Origin of the sequence: Chryseobacterium viscerum (genome assembly GCF_025949665.1) — a bacterium.
Classification (GTDB): domain Bacteria; phylum Bacteroidota; class Bacteroidia; order Flavobacteriales; family Weeksellaceae; genus Chryseobacterium; species Chryseobacterium viscerum_A.
In genome coordinates this window covers 1-22,119 of sequence record NZ_JAPDFT010000004.1, presented here as the reverse complement: position 1 = coordinate 22,119, position 22,119 = coordinate 1, and the positions used below count along the sequence as shown (strand labels likewise).

Genomic DNA, 22,119 nt, shown 5'->3' with positions numbered 1-22,119 from the left:
TTTAGCTGTCTTTTTTTATGCAAAAATGTTGTTTGGATTTGTATTGCTGATAAGGGTTTTGATTATATTATTAATAACATAATATAAATATCTTATTTTTATTTATAAAATAAATCTATTTTTGTTGATGAGGGCTTAAAAATTGTATTTCGGTAATGACACTCAAATCCATAAGATATGAAAAGGTTAGTTGGAAAATTAGCGGCAGCTATCTGCCTGATATCGTTGGGAATTTGTTCTAAAGGTAATGTCAGAGGACATCTTCCCTCAGTTGAGCATGATGTATTGATTACTCGTCATATAGACTCACTCACCAGGCCGGTGGGTGAATGGGCAAAACTGTTGCTCCCGGATTGGAAAAAAGCACCAAACAGTTACATCTTTGATCCCAGTCAGAATAGTGAAGGTTTGCTGGTCCCGGTAAAGAAAGCATATGCGATGTGGGAAGGAGGCGGTTATCTCAACGGAAATGGGATTCCGGTAGGAACAGTGACTGCAGACGTACTGTGGGAAGATGTTCATGGTCTGATAAAATCAGGGGTAAATTATGCTCTCGAAATAATAGGGACGGGGCAGGATGCTAAAATCAAAGTCCCCATCAACAAAACAAAAAAAGGTAATGCAGTGGTGGCTTTTAAGGTGAATGGAGAAATCTATTGGAGCTGGCATATCTGGGTTACTGATGACCCTACAAATGGGAGTGCTTATCGAAGTTTCAATAACGTTAAAAGGATGAAGTCTGATGGTACCACTGAAGTGATTCCGGATACAGACTGGAAATGGATGGACAGGAATTTGGGAGCACTTACAAGCTCTATCACCGCGTCAGACTGGAACAAAAGTATGGGGCTTCTTTACCAGTGGGGACGAAAAGATCCAATTCCGCCATTGGTTACCAGAGGAAATGATTTCTATGAAGCTTCAGGATCCATAGGGAGAGTCAGACATAGAGCCGCGAAAAATATGACCAATGCTGTAAGTATTGATGATCTTAGCAAATTCGTTTTACTCTCCGGTGCAGAAGTTACCAATAACTTAAGGCTTTCTGTAAAAAATCCCTTGAGTCTTATCTATGTCAATAAAGAGGATAATTCCGGTCAGGCTTATTACAACAATAATATCAATCTTCCTGTTAATTGGTTTGGAAAATCTACAACTTTACCTACTAACAGGCTTTCAGAGCTTAACCTTTGGTCTGATAATGCACAGGGGAAAATAGAAGCTGTTTATAATACCGATGACAAAGCAAAACCTTACAGGGATAAATCTTCTTATGACCCTTGTCCCAACGGATGGCGTATACCTTCTATGCTGGTAGCGAATCTTGCCTCCGGATCCTATGTGGACGATATCAGAATAGACTTTTCTCCTTTTGGTGTAAAAACCAATATGGCGAAGAATGTTTTTGAAACCAATAATTATCATATTATAAAACCTACTAATGCAGGACTTCCCGTATTTATGGCAGGATTTAAAGTGTATCCTAATCTTGGTTTTGATCTTTCTGCAGTTGGAGGATACAATATGGGAGTCTTCCCGGGAAACGGACAGCTTATCAGGGCAGCTCATTTGGGACAGTATAGTGATCAGCACCATATTGCATTGTGGACGGCTACTATGGCACGGCAGTTCGATGCTTCTCCGGCAGTTACCGTTAGAGGACTTTCTATGATTCCGGATAAGACGCAGCCTGATATCCCGGATGCTAATTATCCCAATATCAAAGGACGTTATTATTACTTTCCTATGTCAGTAATGTATACTTCAGACGCCAATGGATGCCGATGTATAAAAGATCCTTTATATCTTGTCAATGATTATGATTTTCCTACAGAATATCTGCCTGCAGCCACAGAATATAAAGAAGGGATAGATAATCCGAATACCTACCAGATGGTTAAAAGCGGAACAGCTGCTGTCATTGAAATTCCGGTAAGTAAGGCATTTTCAGTACAAAGTCAATTGTTGAATAATGCAGAGATATTAAATCCTTCCAATTTTAATAATTTAAAAGGAAATGTTCTCTGGACTACGAATGCTGGTCTTATCAGTAAAATTTCAATAGTAAATCCGTCACCTTCTTCATTACAGGGTATTGCTAATTCAAAGATAGCTGTAGAAATAGCTCCTGACCAGAGTGGAAATGCTGTAATAACCTTGCATAACGGCAGTATATCAGCTCCGGTATATTGGAGTTGGCACATCTGGGTTACAGATTCTCCTATACAGTCTTATACCTATACTACAGAGCCTCCTGCGGCAGTGACAAATTATGTGAATTATGTAAACAAAGCGGATGTGATATTCCAGACAACTTTCATGGATCGTAATCTTGGGGCAACAGATGCTTTTCCTAATGTTGCAAATCCTCTTGCGCCCACTGCCGATGAGCTTCTGAAAATACGCGCTTCTACAGGATTGCACTATCAATGGGGAAGAAAAGATCCTATTCCTGCATTCCAAAATGCAGACAACAGAAGTTTCTACAATATTTCTTTAGGAACTGCTGCAGCCAATGGAAATGTTTCCTATACTGTGCTTACTTCGGCTGATTATAATAATCTTTCCGGTAGTTATATAGTTCCTTACAATACCTACGCTGCAGCAGCTAATGTGCAGAGCACAGATAAGCCGGTAGATCGGGTTTCCAAGATACTGTCTTATTCGGTTAAAAACCCTTTGGTATATATGATTCCAAGTACGTTTGCTCCTTATAATAGTGCAACACCCAACTATACCAACGGAACTGACTGGCTGGCAACAGAACCCAATCTGGCTCCAGACAGATGGGGACGAGGCGGCAAGAAATCTCCTTTCGATCCTTGTCCGGAAGGATGGCGAATTCCAGATCTGATGAATGTCGCTTTGGTTTCAGGAAGTGATTTCGGGCAGACTCCCTGGTATAAAAAAGATAAAAATGTAGCTACATCATATAATATTGCCACTGATTACTTAGGAACCAGGGTGAGAAATTCTACCAATGCTACAGTAGGATATATCTTTAATAATTCTGTATATTCTTTAGGAAATTACCCTGATTCCGGATCAAGAGGTTTCAGAAGCGTGATTGCGAATCAGACAGCACAGGGAACCTTCAATGTTCTCAATTTTCAATATCCGGCTGTGTGGACGGCAGCTTTGAATTCAAATTATTTGGGAAGACCGATTAATGTGCTTTTTGATGCTGCTTCTACCAGCAACAGAATTATGGTTTTTCATGATAATAACGATCCGTATTTTGGTGCGGGATGTCGATGTGTAAAAATAGAATATGATACAAACGGTAATGAAGAAGGACCTGCTTCCGGAATAACAATAATTGCCAATAGTCCGACATTGAGTACTGCGAATGCAGAATTTAAAATGTCAGAGAACAAGATTACTTTATATCCAAGTCCGGTTTACAATATTTTGTATATCAGGGCTTCGGAGAATAAAGAATATCATTTTCAGATTTTTAATGCTTTGGGACAAATGGTGAAGTCCGGCCAGTTTATAAATAATCAGACTGACCTGTCATCTTTGAGTGCAGGAGTGTATTTGATAAGAATAAATAATTCGGAAGCGGTTGTGAAAATTATCAAACGATAAATTCTGAAAATGAGGATTTAAAAAGCAGAATGAGGTGTCTTGTTCTGCTTTTTTACATCTAAACATATCTTTTACGTCTATGACGGTTGATGAAAAATTCTATATCATGAAATGTTGATAACTATATAACGCTCTAAAACCTACACTACAAAGGACTTGAATCTTTAAAAAATGGGTGCTGAAAAGGGGTATAAACCATCTGGATTGTTAAATTAAACCCGTTTTACAAAAAGTATATAATAAAAAAGCTTTACTTTTGCAAAAATTTTTAGTTAGAATGTCGAAAAATTTAGTAATCGTAGAGTCCCCGGCAAAAGCAAAAACTATTCAGAAATATTTAGGAAAGGATTTTGAAGTGAAATCCAGTTTTGGACATATCCGGGACCTACCTAAAAAAGGAATGGGGATAGACCTTACTACATTCAGTCCCGATTACGAAGTTTCCGCAGACAAGAAGAAATTGGTAACCGAATTAAAGGCTGCAGTAAAGAAAGCAGATATGGTATGGCTCGCTTCCGATGAGGACCGCGAAGGGGAGGCTATTGCATGGCACCTGGCGGATGAGTTGAAATTGAAGCCTGAAAACAGAAAAAGAATTGTTTTCCACGAGATTACTAAAAACGCCATTCTAAAAGCAATCGACAATCCGAGAGATATAGATCAGAACTTAGTCAATGCCCAGCAGGCAAGAAGAGTGCTGGACAGAATTGTAGGTTTTGAAATGTCACCTGTGTTATGGAAGAAAGTAAAGCCGGGATTATCTGCAGGAAGAGTACAGTCTGTAGCAGTACGATTAATTGTTGAAAGAGAAAAAGAGATTCGTGAGTTTACACCAAAAGCAAGTTTTAAACTTGACGGAATCTTTTTAAATAAAACAGAGCAGGAAATAGCTGCTAAATTGAAAAAAGACTTTGAAAAAGAAGAAGATGCAGAAAAATTCCTTGAGCAGGCAAAAACTACAGAATTTAAAGTTCTGAATGTTGAAACCAAGCCGGGTACACGTTCCGCTTCAGCTCCATTTACAACTTCTACACTACAGCAGGAAGCTTCCTCAAGACTTGGATATAATGTAACCAACACCATGCGTCTGGCACAAAGACTGTATGAAGAAGGGTACATTACCTATATGAGAACAGACTCCGTAAACCTTTCTCAGGAAGCAATTGAAGGAGCTAAAAAACAAATTACATCAGAATACGGAGCAGAATATTCTTCTCCAAGAAATTATACTACAAAATCTGCTTCAGCACAGGAAGCTCACGAAGCGATCCGTCCTACGGATTTTGGAGTGAAAAGTATAGGAGATGCACAACTGAATAAGTTATACCAACTCATATACAGAAGAACACTGGCTTCTCAGATGGCCAATGCCAAAATTGAAAAGACTGTGATCGAAATCGGGAATGCATCATTACCCCACCATTTTGAAGCGCAGGGAGAGGTGATCATTTTTGACGGTTTCCTGAAAGCTTACGGTATTGTGAAGACAGAAGATGAAGATGAGGAGAACAATGATAAATTGCTGCCTAAAGTAAGTGTAGGAGAGGTATTGAACTATAAAACCATTACCGCTACTGAAAAATTCACAAGACCAAGTGCAAGATATACCGAAGCAGGATTGGTGAGAAAACTTGAAGAATTAGGGATTGGTAGACCTTCTACTTATGCTCCAACGATTCAGACGATTCAGAACAGAGAATATGTGGATAAGAGAGAAATTGAGCCGCATACGCGTGAAGTGATCAAAATGTCTTTAGCCAAAGATAAGATCAAAAAAGTAGTTCTTGAAGAGAAATTCGGAGGTGATAAAAATAAATTTATTCCTACAGATATAGGTGAAGTGGTAAATGATTTCCTGACGGATAACTTCAGAGAGATCCTTGATTATGGCTTCACAGCAAGAGTAGAAGAAAGTTTTGACGAAATTGCAAGTGGTGACCAGAAATGGAAGGAAATGATGACGAATTTCTACTCAAAATTCCACCCAAGAATTGAAGACGTAGAAGAAAATGCAGACCGTGCAACCGGAGACAGGCTATTAGGGGTAGATCCGAAGACGGGTAAAAATGTTCATGCAAGAATCGGAAGATTTGGGGCAATGATCCAGATTGGAGAAACTGATGATGAAGAGAAACCGGTTTTTGCTTCATTAATGACAGGACAAAATATTGCAACCATTACTTTTGAAGAGGCATTAGAACTATTCAAACTGCCTTTCGATTTAAGTGAAGTTGACGGACAGCCAGTTTCTGTAGGTGTTGGTAGATTTGGACCTTATGTGAAATGGGGAGAAACCTATATCAGCATTCCGAAAGGAGAAGACCCTCTTTCTGTAGATCAGAAACGTGCAGAAGAAATTATCAATGAAAAGAAAATTGCGGATGCTCCAATTGCTACTTATAAAGGGGAACCGGTAACGAAAGGAACAGGAAGATTCGGACCATTTATTAAATACAAAGCTATTTTCGTAAATGTCCCAAAGAAATATGACTTTGAAAATCTTTCTCAAAGCGATATCAATGAACTGATTGATGCGAAACTTGAAAAAGAAGCCAACCGATATATCCAGCAGTGGGAAAAAGAAAAAATTTCCATTGAAAACGGAAGATGGGGACCTTTCATCAAATTCGGAAAAGCAATGTTTAAAATCCCGAAGAAAGCTGACGATACAAAATACGAAGCAGATGAGTTGAAAGAGCTTTCTTTAGATGAGGTTAAAAAATGGATCACAGATCAGGATCCTAAAGCTTTTGCAGAAAAGAAAAAACCAGCAGCTAAAAAAGCAGCCACTGCTAAGAAGACAACTACAACAGCAAAAAAGCCTGCGGCTAAGAAACCTGCAGCTAAGAAATAAATAGTCTTTAATTTAATAAGATAAGAAAGCACAGATTTTGTTCTGTGCTTTTTTGCTTTTATTAAGTCTGGTATTAAGTGATAGCATGAGTTTTTAACTTGTGCTTTTTCATTGAGAATCATTTCAAAAAATATAAAAATTAAAGAATGATAATTATTAAATAAATATCTCAAAGTAGAGAATTAATCTTTACACACGCTTGTTACTTAGCTCTAAGTATAAATACGCAAATGGAAAATTCAGTACTAAGACTGTGATATTCAGTATTTTAATTCTATAGATTTACATCGTAATATTACAGACAGTGGAGTTCAGAAACCACTTTAAAAACGAGGCGGATTCTGAAAAGCCAAACGAGTAAGAAAAAACAAAACTATAAAATCATGTCAGAATTTAATTTTAGCAAAGAAGCTATCTCGCACGCATTAGAAGCGGCAAAAAGATCACACGAAGACAGTCAGGCAAATCGTCGTTCATCAGGGGCAGACTTAGACTTAAGCCTTGCCAACGCCAGCGCAGGTTATCTTCTCGTAACAGCAGAGTGTATATCAATTACTGTTGAGAACAACAAAGTTTGTATCAACTTACCTTTAGGTTTTGGGAAATACTGTTTCAGTATCCCATTAAGTATTCCTAATGGAACGGCTGGTCAGGCTTGTTTATCTATCTGTACTACCTGGGGAATTCCAACAGGAATCAGAGTTAACATTATTATTGCTGGAATAACAATTATCAGTCAGTCATTTGGAAAGTGCTAATGAGCTAGTGCACAAATTAGAATAAAATATCCGTCTCATATACTATGTGAGACGGATTTGTTTTATAAAGCTTCTAAAAATATAAAAATTGAAATAAAACCTGAGCTCCCTTATCAAGGTTTTAAACTTTGACAAGGTGCTGGGTAAAACCGTTTATGATTATTGAAGGTTTTTTTATGAACAAAATTATCCACGCTTTACTCAGTTCCTATGTTTTTTGTATGTTTGTTACATCAAGCAATTAATCAATTATTACATTTCAAATTAAAATATGGATTTCGAAGACTTTATCATTTCACCAAGAAATTTCAAAACAGAAAGCTGGCAGATAGGAAATCGGATTACAAAAGATATCAAAGAAGACAGTATTGTTCTTTTGTTTGTGTCGGATTACAGAGGAGTGGGCGGAGATGCAGAAGTACAGGATTTTACAGCGGTGAGGAACGAGTTTTATAAACTTTCTCAGATGGATTTTGAAATTCCGGTTGTGGATCTTGGAGACCTTGTGTCTGGGAAGTCTGTTCAGGATACCCATTATATTTTGCAGGAAGTCCTGTCGGCATGTCATTACAAAAGAGCAATTCCGGTAATTGTGGGCGGATCCAATGATTTTGCTTTCTCATTATTTTCTGCTTTGAATTTTCATCAGAAAAATATCAATTATACGCAGATCAGTAATATTATCTCACTTCAACAGGGTGAAACAATCAATGAACATACTTTCTTGGGTAAAATTTTCGGAGCCAAGAATTTCTCTATTAAAAATTACCATCATTTAGGTTACCAGAAGCATTTGAATGAAATGGATTCAGTGAGATTAATCAAAGAAGTTGAGTTTGATATTATCCGCCTTGCTGAAATGATGAATTCTACAGAAAAAACAGAACCTTTCTTCAGAAAAGCAGATCTGGTGACCGTAAATTGTGATGCTGTGGAAAGTTTCAGCGAACCTTTTTCCATGAATCCACAGGTAAATGGATTAAACAGAAGAGAGATTTGTGCCTACATGAAAGAAATCGGATTGAGTGAAAATCTGAAATCTGTAGGAATTTTTAATTATAATATTTATTCAGAAAACCAGTTGAACCACCAGCTTTTAGCACAAATGTTATGGTATCTGATCGAAGGAATCAATATCCAGCATTCCCACCCAAAGGAAAGACATTATGAGCTGTTCTATGTTTTGATAGATGACAGACAATATGCATTCAAGCGTGATACTTTCAGTAATTTGTGGTATTTTGGTGATGATGAAAATATAGACAATTGCATTCCGTGTTCTAGAAAGGATTTTGATGAAGCCAAAAAAGGATGGCTGAATGCAAGACTGACGAAAATTTAATGTATGACAAATGTTCCCTCAAAAATATCCATTATTGTTCCTGTTTATAATGTCGAAAATTATCTGACAAAATGCCTTGATTCCCTTGTAAACCAGAGTTTTTCTAATATTGAGATTCTCGTAATAAATGATGGGAGTAAAGATAATTCTGAAAAAATCATTGAAGGGTATGCACAAAGATATCCGGAAAAAATAAAAGCTTTTACCAAAGAAAACGGAGGTTTAAGTGATGCCCGTAATTTTGGGCTTGACAGAGCTGCCGGAGATTATATAGGTTTTGTAGACAGTGATGACTATGTTTCCGAAACAATGTTTGAAGAAATGCTTCTTTTAGCAGAAAAGCATCAGGCAAAAATGGTGATCTGCAATATTCAGAAAGTTGACGAAACCGGGAAGGTTTCCCAAAAACTGACTCAGCTTCCCAATATGCCCGAGAAAATAGTCCTTGAAAATAATTTTTCAGTGTTCTCGGATATCAGCTATTTTGCATGCAATAAACTGTTCAAAAAAGAACTTTTTCATCAAAGAAGATTTAAAAAAGGAGTTCATTTTGAAGATATTCAGTTGATCCCACAACTTTTACTGGAATGTGATACCATTGCTCAGACCCAAAAATTCCATTATCAGTATCTTGAACGTACTGATTCTATTACGAAAACCCATACGGAAAAAGGGCTTGATATGCTGAAAGCAGTAGCTGATGTGGAAAACATATTTAATGAATCTCAATATTCTCATAAAAAAGAGGAGTTAAAAAACTTCCAGATTTTTGAAGGAGTTTACTCATTTCTGGCCTATCTGGCCTTTGTGAAAAAAGAAGAAATATTTTATAGTATGTCTGATCAGTTGGTTCTTTTTATGAAGGAAAGACAAATAAAAATTCAAGATATATTGAAGTATAGTCGTTTTGGTAAGAATTATCTTTTATCTTTGCCTTTGAAGAAAAAAATTTTTTATCTGTTGTTTTTTGGAGGACAGAAAAGATTGATAAGAAAGTTGATTTAATAAACACAAATGTACGTGCTATTGTTTCGAGCAATAGAAAAGTGATGATGAAGTTCTTTATAAGTTCTACATTATGAGTTTTTATTGAGAGATGCAAGTGCTGAATAAGAAAGAATGAAAAATTTTGAATTGTTCTTAAGCGGATCGGGAATACCTATTTTCTATGTAAAAATAGGACTTGGTTTCGTATTCGCTTTTTTAATTACCTTTTTCTCTATTCCTACTATCGTCAAGATCTCAAGAAGGAAGAACCTGATGGATGAGCCTGGGATAAGAAGTTCGCATCTTAGAGAAATTCCTAACCTTGGAGGGATTGCCATTTTCTATTCAATTGGAATCTGTGCTTCTATTTTTGCCTATGAGCTGTTTGACCTCTACAAATTTTTATTTGCTTCATTGATTATCCTGCTTTATGTAGGGGTAATGGATGATATTGTTGTGATGAGAGCTTATAAGAAACTTGTTGCACAAATTGTAGTGTCTTCACTGGTGGTTATTGGTTCAGATATTAGAATAAGAAGCCTATTTGGAATATTTGGAGTCTATGAACTGGAGTATTTTGTAAGTGTAATATTCAGTATTATTACCTTTATTATTCTGATCAATGCTTTCAACCTGATCGATGGGATTGACGGGTTGGCGGGCGGTTATTCTGTAATCTGCAGTGCTTTATTTGGAATAAGCTATTACCGGTTGGGAGAATATAATTATCCCCTGGTAGTATTGTCTGTTGTTATTATTGGGACTGTATTGGCTTTCCTGTATTATAACCTGTCCAACTATCGTACCCATAAAATATTTATGGGAGATACCGGATCCATGCTGCTTGGCTTTTTACTGGCTTTTACCTCCATTTGTTTCATAGATATTTTTATTGATAAAAACCTGGTAGATGTGCCAAGGTATCACCTTCAGTCTGCTCCTGTAGTAGCTGTAGCAATCCTGATTCTTCCGATTGTAGATACTTTAAATGTAATATTTATAAGGCTTTACAATAAGAAATCACCCTTTGACGCTGATAAAAACCACATTCACCATAAGCTGTTGAAGCTAAATCTTACCCACAGAAGATCCACTTTTTATATCATTCTTTACTACTTGATGATTGTGGGAGTTGCTTATTATTTAAGACATATTGATGTCAATCTGTTATTATTGGTGATTATTTCACTGGGCTTTTTCGGAGCTTATCTGCCAGATTTGCTATATCGATTAAGAAATAACAAAAATTAACAATTAAATATTACTTTTGTAAACAATATTCAAATATGATGAAGAATTTTAAATATTTATTTTTAATATTCCCTTTTTTAGTTACCTCATGTATCACAACAAAGGATGTGAGGTACTTGCAGCCAAGCGAAAGCCTTGTCATTAACGAAGAAGGTCTTATCCCATACAATATTCCCGTGTACAGGATTACCAAAAATGACATCCTCAATCTTAATATTGTGACCACTCCCAAAGGTGATGCAGCACAGTTTTATTCCTCTTACAATACTTCAGGCGGAGTTGCCGGCGGAGGGGTAACTAGTTCTGCAATATCAGGAGGTGGTAGTATAGGAGGTGTGGTTAGCGCTAATGCCGGAGGAGGCAGAGGCGGAAATATGAATTTTTATTTTAACGGACTGAAGGTTGATTCCAATGGTGATATCAATGTGTTCGGGATCGGATATGTAAAAGCTGAAGGGAGAACTTTAGACGATATTACAAAAGAAATTCAGGATAAAGTAAATGAAAATTTCCAGGAAGGTAAATCTGAAGTAAGACTGAATACAGACGGTATTACCTATTATATTCTTGGTGACGTGGAAACTACAGGACTTTCTGGCGAGAAAGTAGTCCACAAAAATACTCTTACCATTACTGAGGCACTGGCTATTAATGGTGGGTTGAACAGAACTATTGATAAAAGAGAAGTCGTTATCCACAGAAAACTTCCGGAAGGAATCAAAATTGCCAAAATAGATCTTACCCGTGAAGACCTTATGAACTCTCCGTATTATTATGTGCAGAATGGAGATGAAATCTATCTGAATACAAGAGCGAAAAGCTTAAATGGATTCGGAAAAGACCCTATCCAGACTTTAACTACAGGAGTTTCTGTAATTACTACTGCATTATCTATTTATTTACTCCTTAAAAATCTTTAGCCATGATTCCAGAAAGAGTAAACACTGCAGAGAAGAATAATTCTCAGAAAGATAAATCCGGGACATTTGCGTTATTTGATCTAGAACACTTTTTAAGAAGGATTCTTAAAAACTGGTACTGGTTTGTATTGATGTTTATCATTGGATATGCCATGGCGTGGGTATACAGTAAATATTATGCACAAAATATTTATGCATCAGACTTATCATTAAGTACCTCCAGTAAAGGTTCAGAATTTTTGCCAACACAGTCTAACCAATCTATCAACTTCATTTGGGGAGATACTGGAAATCAGGATGGGCTTTATTTGAAGAAAATGCTTCTATCCAGATCTCACAATGAATTTTTGGTGAAAGAATTAGATCTTTTTGTGAACTATTCTACTAAAGGGCTTATAAAATCTACTTACCTGGACAAAGATGATTCACCCGTTTTCCTTCAGATTGATAAAAGTCATCTTCAGCAGATCAATTATCCTATTACGCTGATACCGAAAGGAAATGGTACTTATCAGGTGATTTTGCCTGAAGAAGGAGAGTCTACAAATTTATATAACTATGAAGTAGAAGGGTTCCAGGATATTAACCATTATAGCAGACCGGCAGATAAAACCATCAAAATTAATGAGTGGTATACTTCTCCTAACCTGAGATTCAGACTGCTTCAAAATCCTGTTGCTACCAAAATTAAGCTGGACAATATTATTATTAATTTAAACTCTGTAAACCAGAGTGTAGATGAAATTGTTTCCACCACAGGCGTAGACTTTGATAAAGAAATCAGGTCTATTATGATCATTACTAAAAAAGGCTACAACCTTAATAGTACAGTTAACTTTCTGAACAAATCCGTTGCAGAACTACAGAAAAAGAGACTTGCTGATAAAAATATCGTTAATAAGAATACAGATATTTTCTTAAAAGACAACCTTACAAACATCCGCAAAAAACTTGATTCAAGCGCAAATGTGCTTAATTATTTAAAGACTTCTGAAAAACTTTATAACATTAAAGACAGAGATGAAAAATCTCTTGAAAAAATAAAAGAACTTGAAGCTAAAAAAGCCGATATCATAAGCAAAATCAGTTCTCTGAACAATATCAAGAACACCCTTCAGTCTCAGAATTTTGATAAAATGATCGGAACAAATGCAGCTGGTTTTGAAGATGGTGTTTTCACGGCAACGGTTTCTGAACTTAGAGCTTTATATACCAAAAAAGCAGAAATGGCTACTATTTATAAACCGTCATCAGAGCCTATGAGAGAAATCAACAGGCTTATTGATGAAGCAAGAATGGGGTCATCCAATAGTTTGAGAAACTATTATAACAGATATTATGAAGAAATCAATAAAATAGATCGTGAAATGGCTGGCGCCAATTCTGATTTAGCAACTTATCCTGAAAAAGAAAGAAGATATCTGGATGCAGAAAGAGGTTATAATATGATTGAAGCTACTTATAACAGCCTTTTGGGAAGACAGAGTGATACGAAGATGAGAATGGCTACCAATCAATCCGATATAACAGTCATTGACCCGGCTAAAAATTTAGGACAAAGACCAATTGGACCTAATGTTAAACTGGCAAAAACAGCTATTATTTCAGGAATGTTGCTGCTTCCATTATTATTTATCCTGATTGGTGAAGTGTTTGACAACAAGATCAGAAATATCAAAGAACTTTTAAGTGCTACAAAAATTCCGCTTCTTGGAGTTATCGGAAATAACAACAATGAAAACATGCTTACTGTTCTGGAGCAGCCAAAATCATCCGTATCAGAAGCTTTCAGAGGGATAAGGGCTAATATGAGATTTTTGATGGATAATGAAGATCAGAAAGGTAAAGTCATATTAATCACATCATCCATCGGAGGAGAAGGGAAGACCTATATTTCCATTAATCTGGCATCTGTAATTGGATTGGGTGATAAAAAAACAATCTTATTGGGAATGGACCTTAGAAAACCAAAAATCTTCGGAGACTTCAAGATTGATAATAAATATGGTATTTCAAATTATCTGACAGGGGAAGTAGGAATTGATCAGATTGTCAACAAAACAAAAATCCCAAATCTGGATGTTGCCACTTCTGGTCCTATACCGCCAAACCCTTCTGAGCTTTTAATGAGCCAGAGAAATATCAAATTTATAGAAGAACTGAAAGAAAAATATGATTTCATTATTATAGATTCACCACCGGTAGGATTAGTGGCAGATTCATATGAGCTGATGAAGCATTCTGATGCCAATATTTATGTTGTGCGTCATGAATACACAGAAAAGTACATGCTGAAAATGATTACGGATAAATATCATAATGATGAGATAGATAACTTGGGGCTTGTTTATAATGATTATAATACAAAACAAGGCTACGGTTACGGTTATGGCTACGGATATGGCTATGGTTACGGATATTTTGATGAGGATAAAAATTATAAAGAGCCATTGTTGATAAGGATCAGAAATAAAGTACAGGTATTATTTAATAAAAAATAAAGCATTAAACCCTCATTTAATGGGGGTTTTTTCATATTTAATGTATTTTCATTCTATGAAAAAAAGAATATTTTTGCCACTTTGCCGTTTACTTTATAACAAATTATGTTTTTTTGTTTATTTTTAACTAAACATTAAGATTATCATTAATATAAAAATGTTTTATATTTGCAAAAATTAAATTTTAAAATAACCATAAATCCATATTCTTTTATGAATAAAAAATTATTGTTTAGCTTCCTTGCCTTCCTTGGAGTGGTAAGTGTTAAAGCACAAAGAAACGAATTGGGAGTTCGTCTAGGTATGAGTAACCTAGTGGGAGATGTAGGAAGGACAAATTATATTTTACAGAAGCCGTTGGATTTAAACAGAGTGTCAGATTGGGGCATCCCATTTTATGGAGGTTTGTTATATAGATTTAATTTTAACCCGCATCAGACCGTTAGATTGGATTTAGGATACAACCAGATTCAGTTTAGTGATAAAGCTGCGAAAGAAGATTATAGAAGAAATAGAAACTCATACGGAAAAAATAATGTGTATGAGGCGAGTTTAATGTTTGAATATAACTTTTTCCCGGTAAATAATGAGCAGATCAGCATGCTGAGCCCTTATATCTTCGGAGGTGTTGGTGCTTTGATGTTTGATGCTCCTAAAGCAAATCTTGTGAATGATTTCAGAAGAGATGCGGATGGTGTGGCGCAGGCTCCAATCAATGAATTGGATTTCACTACCAAAACAGAGTATTCATTAGGGAAAAAAGTAACGATGCATATTCCTTTTGGGGTGGGCTTGAAGTATAAATTCAACCATTCTTGGGCTATATTTGCAGAAGCTACATTCAGATATACATTGACGGATCAGTTGGATCACAGTAAGATCCTTGACAAAGATGTAAAAACTTCTTTTAATTCAGATATTTTGGACCCAGCAACAGGAGGTTCATTATTGCAGTCAGGAAATTATTATGCAGTTTCTAAGGAAAGAGAAGCAGAGTTTATTAAAAAGAGAAATATTGGAGATGGAAGATCGAACGACTGGATGAATACTTTCAGTTTAGGACTCACGTATTCGTTCGGAAGACCTCCATGTTATTGTGAATAATATGTCGTTGATTAAAGATAAAATAAATTCTGAGAATTTACCAAAACACGTAGCCATCATTATGGATGGTAATGGAAGATGGGCAAAATCTCGTGGCGAGGAAAGAACTTTCGGTCACAAAAATGCCATTAATGCAGTAAGAAATGCCATTAATGCCTGTAATGAGATTAATATCCCTTACCTAACACTTTATACATTCTCTTCAGAAAATTGGAGCCGTCCAACTGAAGAAGTGAATACTCTTATGAACCTGTTGGTAGAGACCTTACTGCTTGAGGCAGAGGAAATCTTCAGCAAAGGATTAAGAATGCATGTGATAGGGAACCTTGAAAAACTGCCTCCTTTAGTAAAAGAGCAGTTAGAACGTGTGGTAGAACTCACAAAAGAAAACACAAAAGGAAACCTTGTATTGGCTATAAGCTATGGCTCACAAAATGAAATACTTGAAGCCGTTAAAAATATAAGTTCTGATGTAAAAGAAGGAAAAGTAGAGATAGAAAATATTAACGAAAGTTTATTTGAAAGCTACCTTTACACAAAAGATTTTCCTCCTGTAGATTTACTGATCAGAACCAGCGGTGAAATAAGAATAAGTAATTTCCTGCTTTGGCAGATCGCTTATGCAGAACTACAGTTTTTAAATGTTCTGTGGCCGGATTTTACCAAAGATATTTTCTTCCAATGTATTGTAGATTATCAAAACAAAGAAAGAAGATACGGTTTAACCGGTGAACAAGTAAAAGGCCAATAAAATTTTAAGAAAAGAAAGACTCGATAAAATGAAGTTTAGACTATTACCCATCATTATGTTTGCTGCTTCAGCGCATTTTTATGGACAAGTAACTCCACAAGACAGCACAAAAGTAAATAATGCTGTTCACGCAGAAAATGAGGCAGGCACTTATACACTGAAAGACATCGTTGTAGATGGGGTAAAAAAATATACACCAGCTCAGATCTTAAGATTTACAGGTCTTACTAAAGGAGAAAGCGTAGACATTCCAGGGCAGAAAATCAGCAATGCTGTTAAAAAACTTTGGGATACCCAATCTTTTTCTGAAGTGGAAGTTTATGTTCAAAGCATTGAAGGACAGACAATCGTTCTGAAATTTCACCTGCAGGATCTGAAAGAACTTGGAGAAGTGAAATTCGCAGGAAAGGGAATTGGTAAATCTAAGAGCGAAAAGCTGGCAAAGGATAACAACCTTAAACCAGGAACTAAGATTACCCAAAACTTAGTTTCTAGTCTTAAAACAAATGTTCCTAAAGATTACATTAAAAAAGGTTTTGCAGATGCCAAAATCAGTATTCAGGATAAAGTAAATGCAGGAGACCCTGCTTTAGTAGACTGGACTATTAATGTAGAGAAGGGAAAAAGAATTAAGATTGATCATATTGAATTTGAAGGAAATGAAAATGTAACCGATAGAAAGCTTAGAAACAAAGCTTTCAAAGAAACAAAACAAAAACGTTTCGGTATTGGTGGTATTTTGAAATCCTCAAAATTCATTGAAGATAAATATCAGGAAGATAAGCAAGGTCTTATCAGTTATTATAACTCCCTGGGATATAGAGATGCGAAAATCGTTTCAGATTCAGTTTGGAGAAACAAAAGAAATAACTACGAAATCAATGTAAAACTTAATGAGGGTAAAAAATATTACATCGGGGACGTTACGTTCACGGGGAATACAGTATACGCTACAGAATATTTACAGAGATTATTAGGATATAAAAAAGGAGATATTTACGATGCAGTAGGATTCAACAAAAAAGTTGGAGAAGACGGAGGTAAAGAAGATGATTCAGATATCAAATCTGTTTATATGAACAACGGTTACCTTTTCTCTAATGTTACACCTGTTGAAAAATCAGTATCAGGAGACGCTGTAAACCTTGAAGTTAGAATTAATGAAGGAGAACAGGCTACATGGAATAAAGTGACATGGCAGGGGAACACTACAACCCATGACCACGTTATCCTTAGAGCACTGAGAACAAAACCGGGAGAGCTATTCAAGAAAACGGAAATTAAAAGAACATATTTCGATTTAGCAGGGATGTCATTCTTTGACCCTCAGCAGATCGGTCAGGATATCCAGCCAAATCAGGTAGATAATACCGTTGATATTAACTGGAAGCTTGTAGAAAAAGGATCTTCTCAGGTGCAGCTGCAGGCGGGTTACGGTGGTAACAGCTTCATCGGTACTTTAGGATTAACTTTTAATAACTTCTCATTAAAGAACTTCCTTAAGTTTAAGGACTTCAAACCGGTACCTCAAGGAGACGGACAAACGTTCTCTATTCAGGTGCAGGCAGGACAGTACTTCCAAAACTACGGTGTATCATTTACAGAACCTTGGTTATTTGGTACAAGAGCAACGGCTCTTTCTGTAAGTTTGAACAACTCCAGAGTAAGATATACGGATCAATACGGAGCTGCTCAAAAGCTTAACATTTTCTCCGCTTCAGCTGGTTTAAACAGACTATTAAACTGGCCGGATGATTATTTCTCGCTTTATACAGGATTACAGTTCCAGAAGTATGACTTCAATAACTATCCATTCCAGTTTGGAAATACTACAGAGAGTTATGGTTCTGCTAATAACTTCAGTGTCAACTTAGGTTTGAGCAGAAACTCTGCAGGTATCGATCCAATCTTCCCGACAATGGGATCCAATATTGAGCTTTCAGCAAAACTGACACCTCCATACTCATTGTTTAAAAAGAAAGATTACTCCACAATGTCAGCTATCGACAAATATAAGTGGATGGAATTCTATAAGATTAAATTCAAGGCAGACGTATACAATGAAATCATTGGAAAACTTGTCTTAAGATCTTCAGCAGAAATGGGATTCATGGACGGATATAACAGCAAACTGGGAGCTCCGCCATTTGAAAGATTCTATATGGGAGGTACAGGTCTTTTCGGAGGTAGATATGACGGTAGAGAATTGATTCCTTTGAGAGGGTATGAAAATGCCAGCACAGAAGGAGGTCAGGCAGATGATATTACTCAGACAGGTGGTGGTACAATCTATAACAGATTTACGTTAGAATTAAGATACCCGATCTCAATGAGCCAGACTGCAAAAATCTATGCATTGACATTTGCTGAAGGAGGTAACGTATGGAACTCATGGAGTTCTTACAGCCCATTCCAGTTGAAAAGATCAGTAGGTATAGGAGTAAGAGTTTATATGGGAGCATTTGGATTGATCGGATTTGACTTTGCACTTGGTCTTGATAAGACATTATCAGGTGATAAGTCAGGATGGAGAAACCACTTCTTGATGAACCAAACATTATAATTACAGATATGAAGCACTTTAAAATAACTTTCACGTTCGCATTACTATTGCTTTTTGGATTCAGCAATGCCCAGAAAATAGGAGTAGTGGATACTAATGAAATTTTAAATAAATTACCTCAGTATAAAGAAGCTGAAGCAAGACTGAATTCTCAGATCGATACCTGGGAGTCAGAACTTCAAAGTCTTCAATCTGAATATGAAAGAAAAAAAGCTGCTTTTGAAAGTGAAAAAGTATTATTGATAGGAGATCAGCTTAAATTGAGAGAAAAAGAAGTTGTAGACCTTGATAAAAATATTAAAACTACTACTAGCTTACGTTTTGGAGCTAACGGTGAGATCACAAAACTGAGAACAAACCTTGTTTTGCCTTTTCAGGATCAGATATGGGGAGCCATCAAAACAATGTCCGAAAAAAATGGATTGGGCATAGTTCTTGATAAAAGCAATAACATTAGTGTTATTTTCCTTCAGTCAAAATATGATTACACCGAGAAAGTATTGTCTGTTTTGCTGAAAGGAACAGACAAGAAGGAAAAAACAAATAGCAAAGGCAAAAAATAAGTTTTAAAAATTAACTTTTGCTATATTTTAAAATCTAAAAACAAATTAAATTATTTATTTACCAGTTATGAAAAAATTAAGTGTATTATTTGCAGCAGTAATGATGGTTGTATCTGTAGGTATGGCAAAAGCTCAAAAAATTGCTACTTTAGATGTAATGGGAGTTCTTAACGCTATGCCGGAGAAAAAGAAAGCAGATGCTGATCTTAAAACATTCTTAGATACTAAACAAGCTGAGATTAAGAAAAAAGCTGACGCAGCTCAAACTAAATATCAGCAATATCAAACAGAAGCTCCGAAAAAAACAGCTGACGAAAACGCAGCAAGAGAAGCTGAAATGAAAAAATTAGCTGAAGAAATCCAGCAAATGCAGGACAAAGCTCAAAAAGATCTACAAGCTAAGCAGGATTTGGCTTTCGGACCAGTTGAGAAAAAACTGAACGATGCAGTAGAAAAAGTAGCTAAAGCTAACGGATATGATTATATTATGGATGCTAACTCAACTGCATTCCTTTATAAAGCAGGACCAGATGCTACTCCAGCTGTAAAGAAAGAACTTGGAGTTCAATAATTTCAGCAAATTAACAAAGATTTATAAAACTAACCATCTCTATTAGAGGTGGTTTTTTTATTTTTGCGGAATGGAAAAAGAAGTATCAACTACGGTAAAAGTTAGGTTTAGTGACTGCGATCCGATCGGACATTTGAATAATGTAAAATATCTTGATTATATGTTCAATGCCAGAGAAGATCATGTAGAAACATTTTACGGATTTACCTATGAAGAATATACCAAGAAAACCGGCTGTACCTGGATTGCCATTCAAAATGAAATAGCCTATTTAAAAGAAGTAAGATATAACACTCAGGTTGTAATCAGCAGCAAAACCATCGATGTGCAGGATAGAACTGCAAAAGTAGAAATCCTGATGAAAAGCTTAGATGAAAAGACAATTCATGCTGTACTGTGGGTAACTGTTATTTATTTCAATGTTAAAACAAGAAAATCTGAAGTTCATCCCGAAGACGTCAAAGAAATTTTCGACAAGTTTTATGTAGATTTGATTCAGAAAGACTTCCAGTCCAGAGTGAAGTTTTTAAGAAGCCAAAATGCAAAAAATTCTTAATCAGTAACTCTTATTGAAGATTCCAATTTAAAAATTAATAATATATAAATGAAAAAAATAGCAGTAATAGGAAGCAACGGACAATTGGGTAACTGCATTAGAAAAATAGCGCCAGATTTTGAACATCAATATGAATTCTTATTTACAGACTCATCCACCCTTGATGTTACTAATGAAGATCAGATGAATAACTTCTTTTATGATAACAAACCTGATTACTGCATTAATGCTTCAGCATACACAGCGGTAGATTTGGCTGAAACCGAAAAAGAAAAAGCTTTTGCAGTAAATGCAGATGGGGTAGCTCATCTTGCCCAGGCGTGTGTAGATTATAAAACTACCCTGATTCATGTTTCTACAGACTATGTTTTTGATGGAACCACAAATCTTCCATACTCTGAAGACGATTTTACAAATCCGATAGGAGTATATGGAGAATCTAAAAGGAAAGGAGAAGAACTTGCACTGGAAATTAATCCTAAAACAATTATACTGAGAACCTCATGGCTGTATTCAGAGTTCAATAAGAACTTTGTGAAAACGATGCTGAACCTTTTCTCTCAGAAAAAAGAATTGGGAATTGTTGCGGATCAGTTTGGGCAGCCAACCAATGCAAATGATCTGGCAGAAGCTATAATGGAGATCATCGAAGCTCACCATAAAACCTATGGAGTCTTCCACTTTTCAAACTACCCGGAGACAACATGGTTTGAATTTGCAAAAAAAATTGCTGAATTTTCAAAATCTTCAGTTAAATTGAATCCATTAACAACTGAACAGTACCCAACGCCTGCCAAAAGACCCGTAAGAAGTACAATGTCTCTGGATAAAATAGAAGAGACTTACAAAATAGAACCCAAACATTGGGAAAATAGTCTTGAAGAATGTGTTGATACACTTTCACAACAATAATATATATGAAGAATATTGCAATCATCTTTTCCGTATTGTGTATCCAGCTGTGGAATGCACAGAATGTTTATCTCACTAAAGTTGAAAAAACAAATGATAACCCGGATAAATTCTTTTATAAAAAAGAAGTTGCCGCTGCTGATGCCGTTTATTTAGGAGAAGTAGAAGTTCAGGGCTTTTCAAAAGATGATGCACTTATATTTTCCTTGGTCTATAAAAAAGCAAAAGAGATAGGTGCCAATACTTTTGAATTAAGGCCTTTTGAAAACGTGGATGGAACTGCTCAGTCGTTCAATGCAGCCAATTATAAGATTGCGTTATATTATACACCAAAAGAAAAGCTGCCAGCCCAGCATGGCGAGATGTATATATTTGCATCCTCTGAGAAAGATCAGAAAATAAGCATCAATCGTAAAGACTATATGATCTCTCCCAGATCATTTTTAAAATTAAAAGTTGTTCCAGGAGAAATTTATACAATTTCAACCAAGAAACTTTTGGGATCTACTGTCAAAGTTCAGCCAAAAGCGAATGATGATAACTTATACTTTCAGGTTTCATCTTTAAAAGTAAAACCAGACAACTCAGGAGTTGGAGGGTTGAATCTTAAATCCGGTGATATTATTGGTCTGGAAAAGTCCTATGCCGAATTTTTGAGCGTTATCTATAAAGAAAGCAATCCTTAAGAAATAGATTATAACAGGATTATTACTGGGTTTGGGTTAAGAGGAATTAATACTCCAAACAAATGTTTAAAATTTTTCTCACTGCGTTCCAGGTGATTATGATTAAATATGAATGAAATGTAATATTTATGTTAAATAAAGTTGTTTTGCGTTGCAATAAGTTGTTATCTTTGCCCCACTGAAAAACGAGAGTATAACAGTAGCGCAGA

General features: G+C 35.9%; 16 protein-coding genes. All 16 read left to right on the top strand.

The annotated features are described in order from the left end of the window. Positions 1-177 precede the first annotated feature (177 nt). The 16 genes from OL225_RS18745 (at position 178) to OL225_RS18670 (ending at position 21,910) form a co-directional block, all read left to right on the top strand. Entirely contained in the window at positions 178-3,591 is a 3,414-nt protein-coding gene (locus OL225_RS18745; RefSeq protein WP_264519212.1) for a T9SS type A sorting domain-containing protein, read from the top strand. Between the two features lie 277 nt (positions 3,592-3,868). Next, positions 3,869-6,445, top strand: a complete 2,577-nt coding sequence (gene topA, locus OL225_RS18740; protein WP_047377410.1) for a type I DNA topoisomerase — start codon at positions 3,869-3,871, stop codon at positions 6,443-6,445. 383 nt (positions 6,446-6,828) lie between these two features. Continuing rightward, positions 6,829-7,203, top strand: a complete 375-nt coding sequence (locus OL225_RS18735) for a hypothetical protein (RefSeq protein WP_264519211.1) — start codon at positions 6,829-6,831, stop codon at positions 7,201-7,203. A 271-nt stretch (positions 7,204-7,474) separates the two neighbouring features. Continuing rightward, positions 7,475-8,545 carry a formimidoylglutamase gene (locus OL225_RS18730; protein WP_052184720.1) on the top strand — a complete coding sequence of 357 codons (1,071 nt, stop codon included), beginning with the start codon at positions 7,475-7,477 and terminating at the stop codon, positions 8,543-8,545. A gap of 3 nt (positions 8,546-8,548) precedes the next feature. Continuing rightward, a complete protein-coding gene (locus OL225_RS18725) occupies positions 8,549-9,550 on the top strand; it encodes a glycosyltransferase family 2 protein (RefSeq protein ID WP_264519210.1) in 1,002 nt (333 codons plus the stop codon). A gap of 114 nt (positions 9,551-9,664) precedes the next feature. Continuing rightward, the gene (locus OL225_RS18720) at positions 9,665-10,783 is read left to right on the top strand and encodes a glycosyltransferase family 4 protein (RefSeq protein WP_047377413.1); all 1,119 of its coding nucleotides are present in this window, start codon (positions 9,665-9,667) and stop codon (positions 10,781-10,783) included. Positions 10,784-10,821: 38 nt separating this feature from the next. After that, entirely contained in the window at positions 10,822-11,703 is an 882-nt protein-coding gene (locus OL225_RS18715; protein ID WP_047377414.1) for a polysaccharide biosynthesis/export family protein, read from the top strand. Positions 11,704-11,705: 2 nt separating this feature from the next. Beyond that, positions 11,706-14,204, top strand: coding sequence for a polysaccharide biosynthesis tyrosine autokinase (locus tag OL225_RS18710; RefSeq protein WP_264519209.1), 2,499 nt, complete (start codon positions 11,706-11,708; stop codon positions 14,202-14,204). Positions 14,205-14,417: 213 nt separating this feature from the next. Beyond that, a complete protein-coding gene (locus tag OL225_RS18705) occupies positions 14,418-15,308 on the top strand; it encodes a DUF6089 family protein (RefSeq protein WP_264519208.1) in 891 nt (296 codons plus the stop codon). A gap of 1 nt (position 15,309) precedes the next feature. Next, positions 15,310-16,059 (top strand): isoprenyl transferase, encoded by a 750-nt coding sequence (locus tag OL225_RS18700; protein WP_047377417.1) that lies wholly within the window; start codon positions 15,310-15,312, stop codon positions 16,057-16,059. A 28-nt stretch (positions 16,060-16,087) separates the two neighbouring features. Beyond that, the gene (locus OL225_RS18695; RefSeq protein WP_047377418.1) at positions 16,088-18,622 is read left to right on the top strand and encodes an outer membrane protein assembly factor; all 2,535 of its coding nucleotides are present in this window, start codon (positions 16,088-16,090) and stop codon (positions 18,620-18,622) included. Positions 18,623-18,630: 8 nt separating this feature from the next. Further along, positions 18,631-19,185 (top strand): OmpH family outer membrane protein, encoded by a 555-nt coding sequence (locus tag OL225_RS18690; protein WP_047377451.1) that lies wholly within the window; start codon positions 18,631-18,633, stop codon positions 19,183-19,185. 67 nt (positions 19,186-19,252) lie between these two features. Beyond that, entirely contained in the window at positions 19,253-19,756 is a 504-nt protein-coding gene (locus tag OL225_RS18685) for an OmpH family outer membrane protein (protein WP_047377419.1), read from the top strand. Positions 19,757-19,826: 70 nt separating this feature from the next. After that, complete coding sequence (locus tag OL225_RS18680) at positions 19,827-20,312, top strand: acyl-CoA thioesterase (protein ID WP_047377420.1); 486 nt, start codon at positions 19,827-19,829, stop codon at positions 20,310-20,312. A 48-nt stretch (positions 20,313-20,360) separates the two neighbouring features. Further along, positions 20,361-21,224, top strand: a complete 864-nt coding sequence (gene rfbD, locus OL225_RS18675; RefSeq protein ID WP_264519207.1) for a dTDP-4-dehydrorhamnose reductase — start codon at positions 20,361-20,363, stop codon at positions 21,222-21,224. Between the two features lie 5 nt (positions 21,225-21,229). Then, complete coding sequence (locus tag OL225_RS18670) at positions 21,230-21,910, top strand: hypothetical protein (protein WP_264519206.1); 681 nt, start codon at positions 21,230-21,232, stop codon at positions 21,908-21,910. Positions 21,911-22,119: the final 209 nt, after the last annotated feature.

Excerpts from the sequence above, each read along its gene's own strand:
- OL225_RS18695 (WP_047377418.1), top strand. The coding sequence starts at position 16,088 with ATGAAGTTTAGACTATTACCCATCATTATGTTTGCTGCTTCAGCGCAT.
- OL225_RS18700 (WP_047377417.1), top strand. The coding sequence starts at position 15,310 with ATGTCGTTGATTAAAGATAAAATAAATTCTGAGAATTTACCAAAACAC.
- OL225_RS18730 (WP_052184720.1), top strand. The coding sequence starts at position 7,475 with ATGGATTTCGAAGACTTTATCATTTCACCAAGAAATTTCAAAACAGAA.
- OL225_RS18690 (WP_047377451.1), top strand. The coding sequence starts at position 18,631 with ATGAAGCACTTTAAAATAACTTTCACGTTCGCATTACTATTGCTTTTT.
- topA (WP_047377410.1), top strand. The coding sequence starts at position 3,869 with ATGTCGAAAAATTTAGTAATCGTAGAGTCCCCGGCAAAAGCAAAAACT.
- OL225_RS18705 (WP_264519208.1), top strand. The coding sequence starts at position 14,418 with ATGAATAAAAAATTATTGTTTAGCTTCCTTGCCTTCCTTGGAGTGGTA.
- OL225_RS18720 (WP_047377413.1), top strand. The coding sequence starts at position 9,665 with ATGAAAAATTTTGAATTGTTCTTAAGCGGATCGGGAATACCTATTTTC.
- rfbD (WP_264519207.1), top strand. The coding sequence starts at position 20,361 with ATGAAAAAAATAGCAGTAATAGGAAGCAACGGACAATTGGGTAACTGC.
- OL225_RS18735 (WP_264519211.1), top strand. The coding sequence starts at position 6,829 with ATGTCAGAATTTAATTTTAGCAAAGAAGCTATCTCGCACGCATTAGAA.
- OL225_RS18745 (WP_264519212.1), top strand. The coding sequence starts at position 178 with ATGAAAAGGTTAGTTGGAAAATTAGCGGCAGCTATCTGCCTGATATCG.
- OL225_RS18670 (WP_264519206.1), top strand. The coding sequence starts at position 21,230 with ATGAAGAATATTGCAATCATCTTTTCCGTATTGTGTATCCAGCTGTGG.
- OL225_RS18680 (WP_047377420.1), top strand. The coding sequence starts at position 19,827 with ATGGAAAAAGAAGTATCAACTACGGTAAAAGTTAGGTTTAGTGACTGC.
- OL225_RS18710 (WP_264519209.1), top strand. The coding sequence starts at position 11,706 with ATGATTCCAGAAAGAGTAAACACTGCAGAGAAGAATAATTCTCAGAAA.
- OL225_RS18725 (WP_264519210.1), top strand. The coding sequence starts at position 8,549 with ATGACAAATGTTCCCTCAAAAATATCCATTATTGTTCCTGTTTATAAT.
- OL225_RS18685 (WP_047377419.1), top strand. The coding sequence starts at position 19,253 with ATGAAAAAATTAAGTGTATTATTTGCAGCAGTAATGATGGTTGTATCT.
- OL225_RS18715 (WP_047377414.1), top strand. The coding sequence starts at position 10,822 with ATGAAGAATTTTAAATATTTATTTTTAATATTCCCTTTTTTAGTTACC.